At 34.2% G+C, this 18,061-nt stretch carries 17 protein-coding genes and 1 tRNA gene; 15 read left to right on the forward strand and 3 right to left on the reverse strand.

Annotated features, from left to right (window positions below; genetic code table 11):
- The first annotated feature begins 82 nt into the window (after window positions 1-82).
- From H8R22_RS03745 to H8R22_RS03755, 3 genes are all read left to right on the forward strand, one after another.
- On the forward strand, window positions 83-829 hold the full coding sequence (locus H8R22_RS03745; RefSeq protein WP_187008866.1) for a succinate dehydrogenase/fumarate reductase iron-sulfur subunit: 747 nt from the start codon (window positions 83-85) through the stop codon (window positions 827-829).
- Between the two features lie 199 nt (window positions 830-1,028).
- Window positions 1,029-3,851, forward strand: a complete 2,823-nt coding sequence (locus H8R22_RS03750; RefSeq protein WP_187008865.1) for a GH92 family glycosyl hydrolase — start codon at window positions 1,029-1,031, stop codon at window positions 3,849-3,851.
- A 56-nt stretch (window positions 3,852-3,907) separates the two neighbouring features.
- Window positions 3,908-4,678 (forward strand): amidohydrolase, encoded by a 771-nt coding sequence (locus tag H8R22_RS03755; RefSeq protein WP_187008864.1) that lies wholly within the window; start codon window positions 3,908-3,910, stop codon window positions 4,676-4,678.
- Here H8R22_RS03755 and H8R22_RS03760 read toward each other — a convergent pair.
- Window positions 4,668-6,341 (reverse strand): Ig-like domain-containing protein, encoded by a 1,674-nt coding sequence (locus H8R22_RS03760; RefSeq protein ID WP_187008863.1) that lies wholly within the window; start codon window positions 6,339-6,341, stop codon window positions 4,668-4,670. The genes H8R22_RS03755 and H8R22_RS03760 overlap by 11 nt on opposite strands.
- 176 nt (window positions 6,342-6,517) lie before the next feature.
- On the opposite strand from H8R22_RS03760, the gene mce reads away from it, so the two are divergent.
- The 3 genes from mce (at window position 6,518) to H8R22_RS03775 (ending at window position 7,536) form a co-directional block, all read left to right on the forward strand.
- A complete protein-coding gene (gene mce, locus H8R22_RS03765) occupies window positions 6,518-6,919 on the forward strand; it encodes a methylmalonyl-CoA epimerase (protein ID WP_187009590.1) in 402 nt (133 codons plus the stop codon).
- Window positions 6,920-7,058: 139 nt separating this feature from the next.
- Window positions 7,059-7,132, forward strand: a tRNA-Ile gene (locus H8R22_RS03770).
- A gap of 209 nt (window positions 7,133-7,341) precedes the next feature.
- Complete coding sequence (locus H8R22_RS03775; RefSeq protein WP_187008862.1) at window positions 7,342-7,536, forward strand: hypothetical protein; 195 nt, start codon at window positions 7,342-7,344, stop codon at window positions 7,534-7,536.
- A gap of 28 nt (window positions 7,537-7,564) precedes the next feature.
- Here the strand turns inward: H8R22_RS03775 and H8R22_RS03780 are convergent, their stop codons facing one another.
- Entirely contained in the window at window positions 7,565-8,152 is a 588-nt protein-coding gene (locus H8R22_RS03780) for a riboflavin synthase (protein ID WP_187008861.1), read from the reverse strand.
- A 56-nt stretch (window positions 8,153-8,208) separates the two neighbouring features.
- Here H8R22_RS03780 and pdxA point away from each other — a divergent pair, with 56 nt between their 5' ends.
- The 9 genes from pdxA to H8R22_RS03825 all read left to right on the forward strand — a co-directional run bounded on the left by pdxA (window position 8,209) and on the right by H8R22_RS03825 (window position 15,629).
- Complete coding sequence (gene pdxA / locus H8R22_RS03785) at window positions 8,209-9,252, forward strand: 4-hydroxythreonine-4-phosphate dehydrogenase PdxA (protein WP_187008860.1); 1,044 nt, start codon at window positions 8,209-8,211, stop codon at window positions 9,250-9,252.
- A 90-nt stretch (window positions 9,253-9,342) separates the two neighbouring features.
- Complete coding sequence (locus H8R22_RS03790) at window positions 9,343-9,894, forward strand: YceD family protein (protein ID WP_187008859.1); 552 nt, start codon at window positions 9,343-9,345, stop codon at window positions 9,892-9,894.
- A gap of 9 nt (window positions 9,895-9,903) precedes the next feature.
- Window positions 9,904-10,098 (forward strand): 50S ribosomal protein L32, encoded by a 195-nt coding sequence (gene rpmF / locus H8R22_RS03795; protein WP_007137315.1) that lies wholly within the window; start codon window positions 9,904-9,906, stop codon window positions 10,096-10,098.
- 171 nt (window positions 10,099-10,269) lie between these two features.
- On the forward strand, window positions 10,270-11,268 hold the full coding sequence (locus tag H8R22_RS03800; protein WP_187008858.1) for a beta-ketoacyl-ACP synthase III: 999 nt from the start codon (window positions 10,270-10,272) through the stop codon (window positions 11,266-11,268).
- A gap of 24 nt (window positions 11,269-11,292) precedes the next feature.
- Window positions 11,293-11,766, forward strand: coding sequence for an acetyl-CoA carboxylase biotin carboxyl carrier protein (gene accB / locus H8R22_RS03805; protein ID WP_187008857.1), 474 nt, complete (start codon window positions 11,293-11,295; stop codon window positions 11,764-11,766).
- An 87-nt stretch (window positions 11,767-11,853) separates the two neighbouring features.
- Window positions 11,854-13,200, forward strand: coding sequence for an acetyl-CoA carboxylase biotin carboxylase subunit (gene accC / locus H8R22_RS03810; RefSeq protein ID WP_187008856.1), 1,347 nt, complete (start codon window positions 11,854-11,856; stop codon window positions 13,198-13,200).
- Between the two features lie 261 nt (window positions 13,201-13,461).
- Complete coding sequence (locus H8R22_RS03815) at window positions 13,462-13,758, forward strand: hypothetical protein (protein ID WP_187008855.1); 297 nt, start codon at window positions 13,462-13,464, stop codon at window positions 13,756-13,758.
- 41 nt (window positions 13,759-13,799) lie between these two features.
- The gene (locus H8R22_RS03820; protein WP_187008854.1) at window positions 13,800-14,102 is read left to right on the forward strand and encodes a hypothetical protein; all 303 of its coding nucleotides are present in this window, start codon (window positions 13,800-13,802) and stop codon (window positions 14,100-14,102) included.
- 186 nt (window positions 14,103-14,288) lie between these two features.
- Complete coding sequence (locus H8R22_RS03825; RefSeq protein ID WP_187008853.1) at window positions 14,289-15,629, forward strand: sigma-54-dependent transcriptional regulator; 1,341 nt, start codon at window positions 14,289-14,291, stop codon at window positions 15,627-15,629.
- Here H8R22_RS03825 and H8R22_RS03830 read toward each other — a convergent pair.
- Window positions 15,626-18,055: an ATP-binding response regulator gene (locus H8R22_RS03830; protein ID WP_187008852.1), complete on the reverse strand. Its 2,430-nt coding sequence runs from the start codon at window positions 18,053-18,055 to the stop codon at window positions 15,626-15,628. The two genes, H8R22_RS03825 and H8R22_RS03830, sit on opposite strands and share 4 nt — an antisense overlap.
- Window positions 18,056-18,061 lie beyond the last annotated feature (6 nt).

Here is an 18,061-nt window from a genome sequence, read left to right on the forward strand (position 1 = left end):
AAAGACAAAAGTCTTTAAGTCAAATGGCTCCGTGTCAAGTGACTTTCGACTTTTAACTTTATGACTTTCAAACTTAATCAGTATGAAACTTACATTAAAAATATGGCGTCAAAAAAGCGCCAAAGATAAAGGAGCAATGGTCGATTATCAAATCGACGGAATTGAGCCAGACATGTCTTTCCTTGAAATGCTTGATGTATTCAATGAAGACCTTATGACTAAAGGTGGTGAGCCAGTATCATTTGATCATGATTGTCGCGAAGGAATTTGTGGTATGTGCTCTTTGTTTATCAACGGTGAAGCACACGGACCAGATAGAGGTGTTACTACTTGTCAGTTACACATGCGTATGTTTAAGGACGGTGATACAATCACAATCGAGCCATTCCGTGCAGCAGCATTTCCAGTGGTAAAAGACTTAGTTGTAGATCGTAGTGCTTTTGATAGAATTCAGCACGCAGGTGGTTTTATATCAGTAAACACTTCTGGAAACACAATTGACGCTAACACCATTCCTATTCCAAAAGACGATGCAGATGCTTCATTTATGGCGGCTGCTTGTATTGGTTGTGGTGCTTGTGTAGCTAGTTGTAAAAACTCATCAGCAATGTTATTCGTTTCTGCTAAAGTTTCTCAATACGCTTTATTACCGCAGGGTAAAATTGAAGCTACAGACCGTGTTTTAAACATGGTTAGACAAATGGATGACGAAGGTTTTGGTAACTGTACTAACACTGGAGCTTGTGAAGTAGAATGTCCAAAAGGAATTTCCTTAGAGAACATCGCTCGTATGAACAGAGAATATTTGGCAGCTAGCCTAAAAGGATAAAACTATTTGTCATTCCTACGTAAGGTAGAATCTAAAACGCATTCATTAATTTGAATGCGTTTTTTTTGTGGCGTTACCTTTTAGGTCGGGCTATCCGTTACAATCTTTGCGAAAATTCCATTAGCATTCCATTTTTACAAAGGATTTCCTCTTTTATCCCTAACGCAAAATATGTATATTTGAGAAACCATTTTTTAAAATGAAAAATTTCCTTATCGTACTATTTTTGTTGATGTCCGTTTCAGGTTTCGCGCAGAGTAAGCATCAATATGTAAATCCTTTTATTGGAACCGGCGGACACGGGCATACCTATCCCGGCGCGACTGTTCCTTTTGGGATGGTACAACTTTCCCCAGATACAAGAATCAACGGTAGTTGGGATGGTTGTTCAGGGTACCATTATTCAGACAATGTGATTTATGGGTTTTCACACACGCACTTAAACGGAACAGGAGTTTCAGACTTTGGTGACATTATGATTATGCCAACTATGGGCGAAGTTTCTTTTGATAATAAAGTTTATTCGTCTACATTTTTACATACTAACGAGAAAGCATCTGCTGGATTTTATGGCGTAAAACTAGATAAGCATGACATAGATGTGAGTTTGACCACGTCTACGCGAGTAGGGATGCATGAATATACTTTTAATAAAAGTGGTCAAGCTAATATAATTATTGATTTAAATCACCGAGACAAATTGCTGTATGGGGATATTAAAATTATCGATACTAAAACCATTCAAATTCTTCGTAGAAGCGAGGCTTGGGCTAGAGATCAATATGTGTATGCTCAAATTGAGTTTAATGTCCCATTGAACATTTCAAAAGTACAAGCAAATCAAGAAAATAAATCCAATTTATATTCTGGTAGCGAACTGCAAATAGCCTTTTCAAAAGTGGTGAAAAAGGGAGAAAAAATTCTGTTGAAGGTAGCGCTCTCGCCAACAAGTTATGAAGGTGCAAAATTAAATAGTTCTGAAATTAAAGGTTGGGATTTTGCAAAAGTAAAAAAACAAGCCGAATCATTTTGGGATAAACAATTAGCTAAAATTGATATTACAGAAAGTAATCAAGATAAAAAAACTATTTTTTATACCGCATTGTATCATACCATGGTGCAGCCCAATATTGCACAGGATATTGACGGTAAATACCGCGGAAGAGATAATAAAGTTCACGAAGGAGAAGGCTTTGATTATTTTTCCGTATTCTCTCTGTGGGACACTTTTCGTTCGGCGCATCCGTTGTACACTTTGATAGAAAAGAAACGAACATCTGACTTTATTAATACGTTCCTAAAGCAATATGAACAAGGTGGACGATTACCTGTTTGGGAATTAGCATCTAATGAAACGGATTGCATGATTGGTTACCATTCCGTTTCCGTTATAGCGGATGCCATGGTAAAAGGGATTGCAGGTTTTGATTATGAAAAGGCTTTTGAGGCCGCAAAACATTCGGCGATGAGAGACGAATTAGGTTTAAAAGCCTACAAACAAAATGGCTTTATCTCTATTGATGACGATCATGAAAGCGTTTCTAAAACGCTAGAATATGCTTATGATGATTGGTGTATCGCTCAAATGGCTCAGATTCTAAATAAAAAAGAAGATTATGAGTATTTCATGAAACGTTCTCAATCCTGGAAAAATTTATTCGATTGGAAACTTGGTTTCATCCGACCAAAGAAAAACGGTGGCTGGGACAGTCCTTTCGATCCTCGAGAAGTAAATAACAATTTTACAGAGGGTAATGCCTGGCAATATACTTTTTTTGTGCCACAAGATATTCCTGGAATGATCGAAGCTTATGGTGGTAACCAAAAATTTGAGGAAAAATTAGACCAGATGTTTAATAGTGAGAGTAAAACAACGGGTCGCGAGCAAGTTGATGTTACCGGATTAATTGGCCAATATGCACACGGAAACGAGCCAAGCCACCATATGGCTTACTTGTATAATTTTATAGGAAAACCAGAAAAAGCTACTGAAAAAGTGCATTATATTTTAGATAATTTCTACAAAAATGCACCAGATGGATTGATAGGAAACGAAGACTGCGGACAAATGAGTGCTTGGTATGTATTAAGCTCTATGGGGATTTATCAAGTTACCCCAGGAACATCAGGTTGGGAGACAACTATCCCTAGTTTCGACAAAATCAAAGTAAATTTTGAAAATAGAACTTCAAAAACAATTTTAAAATCATCAAAATCTATTGACTTGGTATATTTTGAAGCTGATTCAGAGGAGCAAACTGCGGCAATAGTAGGTATGTTGGAATCAGACGTTGCGAAAACAATTGCTGTTCCTGTCATTTTAGCAAAAAGCAAGTCATTTCAAGATAAAATGGAGGTCGAAATTTTATCTAAAAATCCAACGGATAAAATATATTACTCGATTAATGGAAATACTAATGCAACAAAAGATAAAGATTGGAAATCCTACACAGGACCATTGTCCATTAATGAAACTACGGAAATTCAGACAAAAATTAACAACAAGGGAAATCAAAGTAACATTGTGTCAGCTAACTTCTATAAAAAGCCAAACAATTACAGTATTACAATAAAATCAAAATACAATTCACAGTACACAGCTGGTGGAATCGAGGGATTGATAGATGGTATAAATGGTAATGAAAATTGGCGTAAAGGAGAATGGCAAGGCTATCAAGATCAAGATTTTGAAGCCGTGATAGATTTGCAAGAGGTTCAAGATATTTCCTCTATATCGGCTAATTTTTTACAAGATTCTCGCTCTTGGATTTTGATGCCGCAATATGTGCAGTTTTATACTTCGGTTGATAATATAAATTACAAAATTGTAGATTCACCTATTTTGCATTCTGTTGATCCAAAACAGGATACAACACGTATTATGCCATTTACAATTAATCAGAAAGTATCAAAAGTTAGGTTTGTAAAAGTGTTTGCCAAAAATTTTGGAAAATTACCTGTATGGCATCAGGGCTACGGCGGTGACGCCTTTATTTTTATTGACGAAATTACAATTAAATAAAACAGCTATAATAGTTTTGTACGACGATAACGATTATAAGCGAATTAATATATAATATGAACATAGCCTTAATCCAAGCCGAATTAATCTGGGAAAATCCAGAAGCTAATAGAGTTTATTTTGAAGAAAAAATAAATGCAATTAGTGATGATGTGAATCTCATTGTGCTTCCTGAGATGTTTACAACAGGTTTTACGATGAATCCGACTAAAGTAGCGGAATCGATGCAAGGTAGGACGGTAGAGTGGATGCAAACTTTGGCGAAAGCCAAAAATACAGCAATAACAGGAAGTGTTGTAATTGAAGACGATTCTAATTTTTATAACCGAATGTTGTTCGTTTTTCCTTCGGGAGAAATCCAGTTTTATGACAAAAGACATTTGTTTACTCTAGCTGGTGAGGATGAAGTGTACACTGCTGGTAAGGATAAATTAATTGTTGATTACCTTGGTTGGAAGATATGTCCTTTTGTTTGCTATGATTTGCGTTTTCCTGTTTTCTCGCGTAATGTAAACGCACAATATGATTTATTACTATATGTTGCGAGCTGGCCTAAAACTCGCATTAAAGCGTGGGATACATTGTTAACTGCTCGAGCTATAGAGAACATGAGCTATGTAATTGCAGTGAACAGAATAGGTGCAGACGCTAATGCATACGAATACGTAGGTCATTCTCAAGCTCTTGATATGTTGGGAGAGCATCTGATAACGCCATCAGAATTTGAAGGAGTCTATTTTGCTGCTCTTGATCGTGAAAAGCTGCTGGAAACACGCGCAAAACTGAACTTTTTAAAAGATCAAGATGCTTTTATAATTAAAAACTAGATCTGTTATTTTTTTTAGGAATTTCTTTCTTTTTTACTTCAGGTGTATAAGGGATACTTAAATCAAAAAACTCCACATCATCCCAATTGGCTCGCACGTCCCTTATAGTTTTGGAAAAATAAATTACCTCTTCCGGATGGAGTTTTTCAAGGTAATTTCCAGTATCCCACTTTTTATTTTTGTTGTCATCATAGATTACACGAAGATTAAAAGTATTTGGCTCTAGTAGATTGAATTCAACTTTAGTTTTACTGTCAGTGTATTCACTAGCTATGACTTCTCCTTTTTCATCTGTTACTTGTACGATAATAGGGAAGCGTTTAACGTTTTGTAGATTCACACTTAAGTTTCCGTATTCATCTAATTGTCTAGTAGTGGCTCTAAAAGTCAAACTATCATTGGTGATTCCGTAAAAATCGGTTGTGGCACCGGGCAAGAGCGAAAGTGTATATTTTTGTGATGCCTCTTTATCAAAATCAAAAAACCATTCTTGATTAAATTCGTCGTAGATTGTTTTGAAATCTACGGAAACAGAGTCTTTATTTATTAATTTAATTTTAGAGTTATCAAATTTCACAAGTGGCGTACTACTTGTTAAGTAGTAACGATCTCTAAAGTTTAATGTCCCGTTGTATTTTGGACTAATAAATAAGGTGTCTTTTTTTTGATCTCTTAATTTAACGGTAAATTCTTTGTCATACTTATCTATTTTTATAGAAAGAGCTAGTGAGTCGACTTTGATTGGTTTAAACCAAACTTGTAATGAATCTTTTTGAGGGAACTTAGTAACAATAGTTTCTACGATTTTGTTTTTATTTTTTAATAGTACAGTTGGACGATTTGTTACTGTATTCATCTCTCCTTCATATCCTAAAAGTAGTTTGTTAGCGGACGCTTGTGTAGGTTTAAGAGATTTAAAGGGTAAATTCTCTTGAAATAATTCTAATTCGTAAAGCGTATCAGTAGGGACAGAGATATAATTTTTTAAGAAACCTACTTTGTCTTTCTGAGGGTCAAACTTGTTATTTCCGTTTAAATCTTTTAAGGCTATCAATAAATATTTACCTGCTTTTAAATTTTCAAGCTTAAACGTTTTTAAACTATCTAGAGTGTTTGTGATATAGCTTGGTGGTTTTTTATATATCACAGAATCGTTGAATTTGTCGTTCACTTCGTATAAAAGTACAGATACAAAGGCATCAGTTTCTTTTTCTAAGGAGTTTTTCACATGCCCGCCTATCGATAGGGAGTCAATATAGTTGCCTGTAGAAAAAACATATTTAAACTGATTTAAGGGGTTTCCTTCATTGTTATCAGCAATGCTTTGGCCAAAATTAAAACTGTAAGTAGTATTAGGTGCTAGAGTATCTTTTATTTTAATCGAAAGGTATTTGGTAGCGGTAAGTGGAGTTATTAATGGTTCGTATTTAAGAGGTGGTGAAATTACGAGTTGCTTATTTACATTTTTTAGTTTTATGTATTCATCAAAAACTAACTTAATCTCTTTGCTATTAAAATTAGTGCTGTAGTTATTTGGAAAACTATTTTTTAAAGTAGGGGCGATAGTGTCTTTTAATCCACCTGTAATACTTCCTCTTTTTGCACAGCTAGCTAGAGTCGCAATAAGGATAAAGAATAAATATTTAGTAGCGTTTCTCAACATGAAATTCAGGATTTATAAGCTACAAAATAACGATTATATTTATTGGAATTAAAACTTTTTGGCGTTTTATTAAGAGGAGGTTGTTGCTGGTGTAATTCTGAGATCAGTTATTTTACATTTTTATTATGTAATTTTGATTTGGAAATAAATAAGCTTCTAATAAAATAGTTGAAATGATGAGAAAAATAGAACATATAGGAATTGCAGTTAAGGATTTAGAGGTTTCAAATATGTTATTTGCTAAGCTGTTAGGTGTGCAGTCCTACAAACAAGAAGAGGTGCTAAGTGAAGGGGTGATGACCTCCTTTTTTGAAAATGGTCCCAATAAAATAGAGCTTCTTGCTGCTACTAGTATGGATAGCCCTATTGCAAAGTTTTTAGAAAAAAAAGGAGAAGGCATTCATCATATTGCATTTGATGTTGAAGATATAGAGTCAGAGATTCTTAGGCTTAAGGATGAGGGTTTTGTTGTTTTAAATGAAGTCCCTAAAAAAGGCGCTGATAACAAATTAGTGGCATTTTTGCATCCCAAAAGTACGAATGGTGTTTTGATTGAATTGTGTCAAGAGATAAAATAGTTTTGGAAAAGCTTTTTTATAATTCTAGTAATCAATGAGTTTCTTTTTTATTTGATTTAATCGATACTTTTCGTGTAAAACTATGATCAAAATATTTGGAGCAAACGAAAAATAGTAGTAATATTGCAAACTCTAAACCGGTCCTATAGCTCAGCTGGTTAGAGCACCTGACTCATAATCAGGTGGTCCCTGGTTCGAGCCCAGGTGGGACCACACAAAAACCCTTTAAATTTATTTAAAGGGTTTTTTACTTTTAGGTAAAACCAATATGTACAAAAAATCGTATTTTTAACTGGGGTGATATGTTTTTAACCGATTAAGTTAAATTAGATTTTTTTTTGTGTGGTAATTTACTATTTTTGAAAACAATGAAGGTATTTGTATATAAACTTTATTCTCTACTCATTTTTTTCAGTGGATTGATGAGCGTGTTTGCTGGGACAGTTCCGGCTTCGGGTCCGCCTTCTCCAACAGGAAGAGGGGCTGTTGTGCCGCCGCCGCCGCCTGGTTTGCCTATTGATGATTATGTATTTGTACTTATTATAATAGCTCTCTTTTTTGGATTCTATGTTGTCAACAAAAGACAAATAAAAACAAAACCCTCAATCTTAGATTAAGGGTTTTGTTTTTTAGCGCTGAAGCAATTTATTTGTTTGAATGTAGCTTAGCAACATATTTTCCAATAACGTCAAATTCTAAATTAACTTTTGTTCCAATGCTAAATTCTTTAAAATTAGTGTGCTCATAAGTATAAGGTATAATTGCAACGCTAAATTGATTCTTTTTAGAATTCACAACGGTTAGACTTACTCCGTTTATTGTAATAGAGCCTTTTTCAATGGTCAAGTTGTTTAGAGATGCATCATATTCAAAAGTGTAAAACCAGCTCCCACTTGTTTCACTAGCTTGTATGCAAGCGCCTACTTGGTCAACATGCCCTTGAACGATGTGTCCATCAAGGCGATCGCCAAGCTTCATTGCCCTTTCTAAGTTTACTTGGTTTCCAACAATCCAGTTACCAATGTTTGTTTTTTGAACGGTTTCGTCAATAGCTGTTACGGTGTACGCATTGTTGTTGGTTGCAACTACAGTTAGGCAAATACCATTATGCGACACGCTTTGGTCTACTTTTAACTCGGTAGTTATTGCGGATTCAACTGTGATGTGTAAGTTGTTCTGTTCTTTCTTTATTTCTTGGATGGTACCAAGGGTTTCTATGATTCCTGTAAACATTCTTATTTTAATTTACTAAATTTGCACTTCAAAATTAGCAATAAAAACCCGTGGTCATGATGAAAAAAGCAGAAAATATAATCGTTGGGATTTCAATAGGAGATTTAAACGGTATTGGAAGCGAAATTATTTTAAAAACATTTGAGGATTCTCGGATGTTAGAGTTATGTACTCCAGTGATTTTTGCTAATGTGAAGCTGTTGTCTTTTGTGAAAAAGAACTTCAATTTAACTTTGCCGTTGCACGGTATTGATAAGTTGGACCAAATTCTTCCGGGAAAAATTAATGTCCTGAATCTGTGGAAAGAAGGTGTTGACTTAAACTTTGGTGTAAATGACGTTAAAATTGGAGAATACGCTGTAAAATCATTTGTTGCCGCAACGACAGCTCTCAAAGAAGGAATTGTAGATGTTTTAGTAACTGCACCTATAAGTAAGTTTAATATCCAATCTGAAGATTTTAAATTCCCAGGTCATACTGATTATTTAGATCAAGAATTAGAAGGCGATGCTCTGATGTTGATGGTGAATGATAATTTACGTGTAGGATTGCTTACGGATCACATACCCTTGAGTGAGGTAGCATCACATTTAACAGAGGAATTGATAATTAAAAAAATAGAAACCGTAAGGAGATCATTAATTCAGGATTTTAGCATTAACAAGCCTAAAATTGCAGTGTTAGGGCTAAACCCGCATTGTGGTGATGGTGGTGTTATAGGTACTGAAGAAGATGTTCTTTTAACACCTACTATAAAAAAAATATTTGAAAAGGGAACTTTAGTTTTTGGTCCTTTTCCAGCAGATGGGTTTTTTGGTAGTGGTCAATATGAAAAGTATGATGCTGTAATTGCTACATATCACGATCAAGGGCTAGTACCATTTAAGACTTTGTCGTTTGGAGGTGGAGTCAATTTTACAGCGGGATTAAATAGAATAAGAACTTCTCCGGACCACGGAACAGCATTTGATATTGCAGGCAAGGATTTAGCTGATTTCAACTCATTCAAAGAAGCAATCTATCTCGCTATAGATATTTATCGAAGTAGAATTCGCTATGAGGAAATCAGTGAAAAACCGCTTCGAGTTAGAGAAAAATAGTAGTAAATAAAAAAAGATAAATAAGATTATTAGATTTGTAATAATTTTATATCTTTGCACTCCCGAAGTTTAGGGCAAAATTTTGTTGAAATGAGTAAGTCAAAAGAATATTTAATTCCTTTTATAGGATTAAAGCTAGGAAAACATCATTTTGAGTATCAAATTAGTAATGCGTTCTTTGAAATCTTTGATTACGATGAATATGAAAATTCAGACATCAAAGTAAATGTAGTTTTAGAGAAAAAAAACACGATGCTCGAACTGAGTTTTAATCACAAAGGAAGTATTAATGTTCCATGTGATATGACCGGTGAGAATTTTGATTTACCCATCAAAGGTAAGATGAATTTAATTGTTCGTTTTGGAGAAGAGTACAATGATGATAATGAAGAGTTACTAATTCTTCCTTTTGGTGAATTTGAGATTAATGTTTCGCAGTATATCTACGAAATGATTGTTCTTTCAGTTCCTTTAAGACGAGTTCATCCTGGTGTGAAAGACGGAAGTTTAAAAACTGAAGCACTTGATAAACTGAATGAGTTAGCTGTTACAGAGCTAAATGAAGAAGATAATAAAGAAAATAAAGAAGAAGATATTGACCCGCGTTGGGACAAATTAAAGCAACTATTAACGGATAAATAATATAGTAAAATGGCACATCCTAAGAGAAAAATCTCGAAAACAAGAAGAGATAAAAGAAGAACACATTATAAAGCTACTGTAGCTCAAATCGCTACTTGTCCTATCACAGGAGAAGCGCATTTATACCACAGAGCTTACTGGCATGAAGGTAAAATGTATTATAGAGGGCAGGTTGTTATAGATAAATCTGTAGCTGTTGCTTAATATGTTTTAGTGAACAATATTCGAACTCTCACCTAGTGAGAGTTTTTTTGTTGTTTATAATTTGCGTCAAATAAGAAGTTCTAAAACAAGGGGTTTGGATTTTTTTTTGTAATTTTCACCTCCTTTAAACGTTTTGTCAAATGGTGATTTGATAAACAATATTCGAATAAAATGAATACAATTACAGCCGCAATTACAGCTGTTGGGGGTTATGTTCCTGACTTTGTACTTTCAAACAAAGTGCTCGAAACAATGGTAGATACCAATGACGAGTGGATCACAACCCGAACAGGAATTAAAGAAAGAAGAATTCTCAAGGACGAGGACAAAGGAACATCTTACTTAGCTATACAAGCTGCTCAAGACTTGATTGCCAAAGCAAATATTGATCCTCTTGAAATTGATATGATTATTATGGCAACAGCAACTGCTGATATGCCTGTAGCTTCTACAGGGGTATATGTGGCGACTGCCATTGGAGCAACTAATGCGTTTGCCTATGATTTACAGGCGGCATGTTCAAGTTTCTTATACGGAATGTCTACTGCAGCCGCTTATATCCAATCAGGAAGATATAAAAAGGTACTACTTATTGGTGCTGATAAAATGTCTTCTATAGTTGATTACACTGACCGATCTACTTGTATTATCTTTGGTGATGGTGCTGGTGCTGTATTGTTTGAGCCTAATTATGAAGGATTAGGATTACAAGACGAATATTTAAGAAGTGATGGTGTGGGCCGCGATTTCTTAAAGATCGATGCTGGAGGATCACTTAACCCAACTTCAATCAAAACAATCAACGAAAACAGACATAATATTATTCAAGACGGTAAAACAGTGTTTAAATATGCCGTTACCAATATGGCTGATGCTAGTGAGTTAATTTTGAAAAGAAATAACCTAACTAATGAAGACGTGAACTGGTTAGTTCCTCATCAAGCGAATAGAAGAATTATTGACGCTACCGCTAGCAGAATGAATTTAGAAGAATCTAAGGTTTTAATGAATATTGAAAAGTACGGGAATACTACCTCTGCTACCTTACCTTTAGTGCTTCATGATTTTGAGCATTTATTGAAAAAAGGAGATACTGTAATTTTTGCTGCATTTGGAGGCGGATTTACTTGGGGCTCTATTTATTTAAAATGGGCATACGACAAAAAATAAATTTAAACTAAAAAAGAAATAATCATGGATTTAAAAGAAATTCAGAACCTAATCAAATTTGTAGCAAATTCGGGTGTTGCAGAAGTTAAATTAGAAATGGATGATGTAAAAATCACCATCAGAACAACTTTAGAAGGTAACGTTACGGAGACTACTTACGTACAACAAATGCCTAGCCAGAATCCGATGCAACAAGCAATTGCTCCTCAAGTTGCCACTCCTACTGTTGTTGAGGTTCCTGTAGTGGAAGAGTCAAAATACATCACAATAAAATCTCCAATCATTGGAACATTTTATAGAAAACCATCTCCAGACAAACCAATGTTTGTTGAAGTAGGAAACTCTATTGCAAAAGGGGATGTTTTATGTGTAATTGAAGCAATGAAATTATTCAACGAAATCGAATCTGAAATTTCAGGTAAAATTGTGAAAATATTAGTTGATGATATGTCTCCTGTAGAATTTGACCAACCTTTATTCTTAGTTGATCCATCTTAATTAATTTTAAATTATATATTTCGAAAGTCACTTTGTTCTATTGAAATAATTTAAAATTTAAAATTCATAATTTAAATTTAACACAAGATGTTTAAAAAAATATTAATTGCAAATAGAGGAGAGATTGCACTACGTGTAATCAGAACATGCAAGGAAATGGGAATTAAAACAGTTGCTGTTTATTCTACCGCCGATGCAGAAAGTCTTCACGTAAAATTTGCAGATGAAGCAGTTTGTATAGGACCAGCACCTAGTAATTTATCGTATTTAAAAATGTCGAATATTATTGCAGCTGCCGAGATTACAAATGCAGATGCAATTCATCCGGGATATGGTTTCTTATCTGAAAATTCAAAATTTTCTAAAATTTGTCAAGAACACGGAATCAAATTTATTGGTGCCTCTCCTGAAATGATCGATAGAATGGGAGATAAGGCTTCGGCTAAATCGACTATGATCGAAGCTGGTGTACCATGTGTGCCTGGATCTGTTGGTATTTTAGAATCATACGAACAAGCACTAACATTGTCTAGAGAATTTGGTTTTCCGGTAATGCTGAAAGCAACTGCTGGAGGTGGAGGAAAAGGAATGCGTGCTGTTTGGAAAGAAGAAGATTTATTAAAAGCTTGGGAAGGAGCTCGTCAAGAGTCTGCTGCTGCTTTCGGTAACGATGGTATGTACCTTGAAAAATTAATCGAAGAGCCTCGTCATATCGAAATTCAAGTAATTGGAGATTCATATGGAAAAGCCTGTCACCTTTCTGAAAGAGATTGTTCTGTACAGAGACGTCACCAAAAATTAACAGAGGAAACTCCATCACCATTTATGACAGACGAATTGCGTCTGGCTATGGGAGATGCAGCGGTAAAAGCAGCCGAGTACATCAAGTATGAAGGTGCAGGTACTGTTGAGTTCTTGGTAGATAAACACCGTAACTTCTACTTCATGGAGATGAATACTCGTATTCAAGTAGAGCACCCTATTACGGAACAAGTTATTGATTACGATTTAATTCGCGAACAAATATTAGTTGCTGCAGGTGTGCCTATTTCAGGTAAAAACTATTTGCCTCAACTTCATGCGATCGAATGTCGTATCAATGCTGAAGATCCTTATAATGATTTCCGCCCGTCACCAGGAAAAATCACAACACTTCATATGCCAGGAGGACATGGAGTTCGTTTAGATACACATGTTTATTCGGGTTACACAATTCCGCCTAATTACGATTCTATGATTGCTAAATTAATTACGACTGCTCAAACAAGAGCAGAAGCAATTAGCAAGATGAGAAGAGCTTTAGATGAATTTGTTATTGAAGGAATTAAAACTACAATTCCATTTCATAGACAGTTAATGGACGATCCACGTTATATCGAGGGTGACTACACTACAGCATTTATGGATACCTTTAAAATGAATGATCCAGAATAAGATCAATTTATTTTCATAGTATTAAAAAGCTACACTTTTCTAAGTGTAGCTTTTTTTATTTAATATATCGTAGTTGGGTAAAAAAGAAACACCAAATGTGCTTTTTATACACAAGTAAATATCCTTCGGCTGCTAATATTAATATTTAAACATCTTAATATCAGTAGTTTATTAATTATAATGGATGCGTTATTTTTATGGTATAATATTTTCATTGTTTAAAGAGAAAATAATTATTAAACACCTTAAAATACTTAAATCATGAAAAAATTAATTTTATCAACCGTTATTTTATTAGGAAGTATGAGCACTTTTGCAGCTACTGCAGCTACAACTAATCCAATCGTAAGTTCAGTTGTAATCGCTGAAGAATTTACCGAAATAAAAATTGAAGAATTGCCAGTCGCTGTCACAGATGCATTAAAAAAAGCTTATCCGGATGCAACAATTTCTAAAGCATATACTAATGAAGCTAAGGAATACAGATTAGATGTAACCGTTGGAGACAAAATAGGTTCCTTATTTGCAGATGAAAATGGAAACTGGATTCAGAAATAGGAACGAACAATTTAATTAAATATCAACTTAAATTTTATATCATGAAAAAAATAATTTTATCAGCCGCTATAGTACTAGGAAGTTTGAACGCTTTTGCTGCTAATACAGTAATCGAAAATCCTACTTCAACATCAGTTTTATTTACTGATGAGTTTACCGAAATTAAAATTGAAGAATTGCCAGTTGCTGTCACTGATGCTTTAAAGAAAGCATATCCAGACGCTATGTTGTCAAAAGCATACGTTAACGAGGCGAAAGAATACAAGCTTGACGTCACCGTTGGTGATAAAGTAGGTTCTTTATTTGCTGATGCAAATGGAAACTGGATACAAAAGCAAGAATAAAAATACGGGGTATGATCAGAAGGCTACTGCTTGCGCAGATGTCAATGGTAACTACATCCAAAAATAGGTTTGGTTTATGTTTGGTTTTAAAAAGTGATTGTATTTTACAATCACTTTTTTTTTTACAAAATTTTATGACTAAAAAATTTTATAAGTATTATTTTAGCCTGAAAATTACAAGAGAGAATGCGAAAGATTTTAATTGTTGAAGATGATATTTCATTTTGTAAAATGTTAGAAAAGTTTCTAATCAAAAATGCTTATGAGGTCATAAGTGCTTTTACTGCTTCAGAAGCTCGATTAGTAATACAACAAACGACCTTTGATTTACTACTTATTGATTTGCGTCTGCCTGATGCAGATGGTATTGAATTAATGATGGAATTTAAAAATCTTGATCCTTCTATTCCTGTTGTTCTTATGACGGGATATTCAGAAATCAATACAGCAGTAAAGGCAATCAAAAATGGTGCTGCAGATTATATTTCGAAGCCTTTCAATCAAGATGAAGTACTGTTGGTTATCGCCAATGCTCAAGAAGTAACATCAGCTGAAAAAATCCAAAAAGTCACACCTATTGCATCTGCAAAGCCAGTAGAAACTACTTATATAAAAGGCATATCACAAGCGTCTTTGAAATTGGCAGAGCATATTACGTTGGTTAGTCCTACCGATATATCGGTTTTAATAATAGGGGAGAGTGGAACTGGCAAGGAAATTATAGCTAAAGGAATTCATGAAAATAGTCGTCGTAATAACAAACCTTTCATTGCAGTTGATTGTGGTGCAATTCCTAAAGAGTTGGCAGCGAGTGAGTTTTTTGGACACTTAAAAGGATCGTTCACAGGTGCTATCTCAGATAAAATTGGCTATTTTGAAGCGGCAAATGGGGGAACGCTTTTTTTAGATGAAATAGGTAATTTAACATATGAAAATCAAGTTCAGTTGTTGCGTGCCTTACAAGAGCGAAAGATTAAACCTGTAGGAAGCAATAAAGAAGTTTCAGTTGATATTAGAATAATTACCGCCACTAACGAAGATTTAAGAGAAGCAGTTAAAAACGGAGATTTTCGAGAAGATTTATACCATAGAATTAATGAATTTTCAATTGCTTCCCCTTCATTAAGTGATCGAGCAGAAGATTTAATAATTTTTGCCGAATTCTTTTTGGCGAAAGCCAATGAGCAATTGTGCAAAGAGGTAATTGGTTTTTCTAGCGAAGTTGTTCAGATTTTTCTAAATTATTCCTGGCCAGGGAATCTGCGAGAAATGCAAAACTGCATTAAGAGAGCGACATTACTTACTCAAGGAGATTTTATTGAAAAGCACGTTTTACCGTCAGAGTTTTTTCAGCAAAGTGAGGAAAAGCAGTCCAATGACTCTAATTTGGCTTTGTCAGATAACGAAAAGGAGGTTATTATTAATGCGCTTGCAAAGACACAAAACAATAAATCAGAGGCAGCTAAACTGCTTAAAATAACAAGAAAAACGCTTTACAATAAAATTAAGTTGTACAATATTGGTTAAAGCACTTTTTTAATTTCAGTGAAGAGATAATTAATTTTAGATTCTAGATTTAAATAATACTCGCTTATTTCTATTTTATTTAAATCAGAGGTTTCTAAAATTCGTAGAATACCAGCGATTTCATTTGCTTCGATTTGCCTGAACATTGGTCCCATTTTGTGCGCTACTTGCTTGACCATTTTAAAGTTCAAAATTTCTATATTTTCTTGAAGCATTACTAAATTAGTTTTCGTTGAATCAAATAGTGATTCAATAATACTTCTTATTTCGTCCTTGTCATTGTTTAAAAAGGAACCCAAGGATTCTAATGAAAATAATGGTACGTTCTTACAATTCGCAATCTTATCCTGACCGGGAATTGCTTTTTGTAAAAAGATAGCATCAATCGTTTGCAATAAGATTGTAGGTGTAAAAGGCTTGTTAACCACCACTGAAAAACCAGCTTTTTCATAAGTACTATTTGCTAAATCCGTACGACCAGTCATAGCTATTATTGGTTGGTATGTGTATTGATTGTTATCCTTGTTTTTAATAGTTTTAACAAGTTCAAATCCGTCAATTTCGGGCATCTGAATGTCTGTAATTAAGAGATCAAATGCAGTTTTGTTGATGGTGTTTATTGCTTCTTTGGCATCACTAAAAGATAAAACGTTGTAATACCTCTTTAAAACTTGAGTGGTTAATTGCAATAAATCAGTGTCGTCGTCTACTATAATTATGGTTTTGTTTTGTGCCTCAGGAACGTAGATTATACTTTTGGTTGGCAAAATTTGATTTGAAGGTGCGAAAGTAATTGGTAACCGTATTTCAAAACAGCTTCCTTTTGCAGAACTTTCTTTTAAATATAAATCTCCACCCAATAAATTAGTTATTTTTTTAGAAATAGAAAGTCCTAATCCTGTGCCGCCAAAAGTTTTTTCTATTGCTTCATTTGCTTGAGCAAACTCTTCAAATATGAGCTCTTGACTGTCATCCTCGATACCAATACCCGAGTCATTGATCGAGAGTAGCACCGTGTTTTTATTATGAATTAATTCTGCTGAGATATTAATAAAACCTTCGTTAGTAAATTTGTAAGCGTTACCAATTAAATTCGTTAAAACTTGTTGTAGCCTGAATTCATCTCCCAATATTGACTGATTAAGTTTCTCTTCGACGTTTAGAACCAACCTAATGTCTTTTTGTGAATAAACATATTGGACGTTTTTAGATACTGTCTCGATGGTGTTTTTTAACGAAAATGGTTTTGCCTCGATCACTATTTTACCAGCCTCTATTTGAGAAAAGTCCAAGAGATCCTTTACCAAGCGGCTAATATAATCGACAGAGTTTTTAATGTTCGTCGTAAAATAGGCTTGTTTAGTTGTTAATGTAGAATTATCAAGCAATTCAGTATAACCTGCTATTGTGCTTAAGGGTGTTTTTAAATCATGACTAACGGTTGAAATTAACTGCTCTCTACTTTTAAGTAAGTTACGAGTTTTAAAATTAGCAACTTCTAACTGTTTTTTGTAGAGTTGCGTTTTAGAAAAATCGTTAGCAATTAAAATCGAGAAGAAAACTGTTAGGAGTAAGCCAATTATTGCAGCTATGGTTACGATTTCGTTTATCCTTTTTAAAGATTGATCCTTTTCATTATTGTTTTTTATAGAGTAAACAATTACCTCTCTCTCGATAAGGTGCAACACTTTTCGGAGTTGATCAGAAATTAATATTTCATTGTTTAGTAGTTTCTTCTCCTCTAAGTTTAAAGCGTTTTTTTTCCTCTCGGTCTCTATTTTTACACCATTTAACAATCGTTTTGATGCTGCAAGTAAGGAGTCAGATGCTTTTTTTGATAACGTATTGGTGCTATCATCAGGAATGTTTTTATTCAGGTATGCTACATAATTTTGCAACACATTTCGCTGGTACGAACTCAGATTATCTGGATTTTTATGAAAATCCTTTAAACGTAATTTCCTTAAAGAAAATTCGAGTTTGTCTAATTCGGAAATTGCATTTTTAACAGAAGCTTCGTCTGTATTTTGACTTTTTATAACTTGAAGTTTCTTAATATTTCGGGTCTTATCGCTAAGTAAGACGTTAACACTATCTAATAAACTAATTTGATATTCATTGGAAACAATCGTCTTTAAGGAGTCAATACGCAATCCAAGCGAATCCGTTTCCAGGAGGTAATTTTTGAAATCACCAGCCGAGTTCGATTGAATCGTTCTTCGTGCTAAACTCTCCGTCTTATAAACATTTGAGAAAAGTTTACTGATTTTTAAAACTTTGTTTTCTTCTAAATTCAATTTGCTTTCCACTTGGGAAAACACTTTGTTTTCAGAATATAAAATCCACCCAACACTAAAAACTAGCGCTGCCAAAGCAATATAGCTAATAAAAACTTTTATAGGAATGTTACTGCTTTTGCTCTTCATTGTAAC

The organism is Flavobacterium kayseriense, from assembly GCF_014305095.1.
Taxonomy (GTDB): domain Bacteria; phylum Bacteroidota; class Bacteroidia; order Flavobacteriales; family Flavobacteriaceae; genus Flavobacterium; species Flavobacterium kayseriense.

Bases quoted from the DNA above. Each gene is read 5' to 3' on its own strand.
- H8R22_RS03745 (WP_187008866.1), top strand. From the start codon at position 83: ATGAAACTTACATTAAAAATATGGCGTCAAAAAAGCGCCAAAGATAAA.
- H8R22_RS03750 (WP_187008865.1), top strand. From the start codon at position 1,029: ATGAAAAATTTCCTTATCGTACTATTTTTGTTGATGTCCGTTTCAGGT.
- H8R22_RS03755 (WP_187008864.1), top strand. From the start codon at position 3,908: ATGAACATAGCCTTAATCCAAGCCGAATTAATCTGGGAAAATCCAGAA.
- H8R22_RS03760 (WP_187008863.1), bottom strand. From the start codon at position 6,341: ATGTTGAGAAACGCTACTAAATATTTATTCTTTATCCTTATTGCGACT.
- mce (WP_187009590.1), top strand. From the start codon at position 6,518: ATGAGAAAAATAGAACATATAGGAATTGCAGTTAAGGATTTAGAGGTT.
- H8R22_RS03775 (WP_187008862.1), top strand. From the start codon at position 7,342: ATGAGCGTGTTTGCTGGGACAGTTCCGGCTTCGGGTCCGCCTTCTCCA.
- H8R22_RS03780 (WP_187008861.1), bottom strand. From the start codon at position 8,152: ATGTTTACAGGAATCATAGAAACCCTTGGTACCATCCAAGAAATAAAG.
- pdxA (WP_187008860.1), top strand. From the start codon at position 8,209: ATGATGAAAAAAGCAGAAAATATAATCGTTGGGATTTCAATAGGAGAT.
- H8R22_RS03790 (WP_187008859.1), top strand. From the start codon at position 9,343: ATGAGTAAGTCAAAAGAATATTTAATTCCTTTTATAGGATTAAAGCTA.
- rpmF (WP_007137315.1), top strand. From the start codon at position 9,904: ATGGCACATCCTAAGAGAAAAATCTCGAAAACAAGAAGAGATAAAAGA.
- H8R22_RS03800 (WP_187008858.1), top strand. From the start codon at position 10,270: ATGAATACAATTACAGCCGCAATTACAGCTGTTGGGGGTTATGTTCCT.
- accB (WP_187008857.1), top strand. From the start codon at position 11,293: ATGGATTTAAAAGAAATTCAGAACCTAATCAAATTTGTAGCAAATTCG.
- accC (WP_187008856.1), top strand. From the start codon at position 11,854: ATGTTTAAAAAAATATTAATTGCAAATAGAGGAGAGATTGCACTACGT.
- H8R22_RS03815 (WP_187008855.1), top strand. From the start codon at position 13,462: ATGAAAAAATTAATTTTATCAACCGTTATTTTATTAGGAAGTATGAGC.
- H8R22_RS03820 (WP_187008854.1), top strand. From the start codon at position 13,800: ATGAAAAAAATAATTTTATCAGCCGCTATAGTACTAGGAAGTTTGAAC.
- H8R22_RS03825 (WP_187008853.1), top strand. From the start codon at position 14,289: ATGCGAAAGATTTTAATTGTTGAAGATGATATTTCATTTTGTAAAATG.
- H8R22_RS03830 (WP_187008852.1), bottom strand. From the start codon at position 18,055: ATGAAGAGCAAAAGCAGTAACATTCCTATAAAAGTTTTTATTAGCTAT.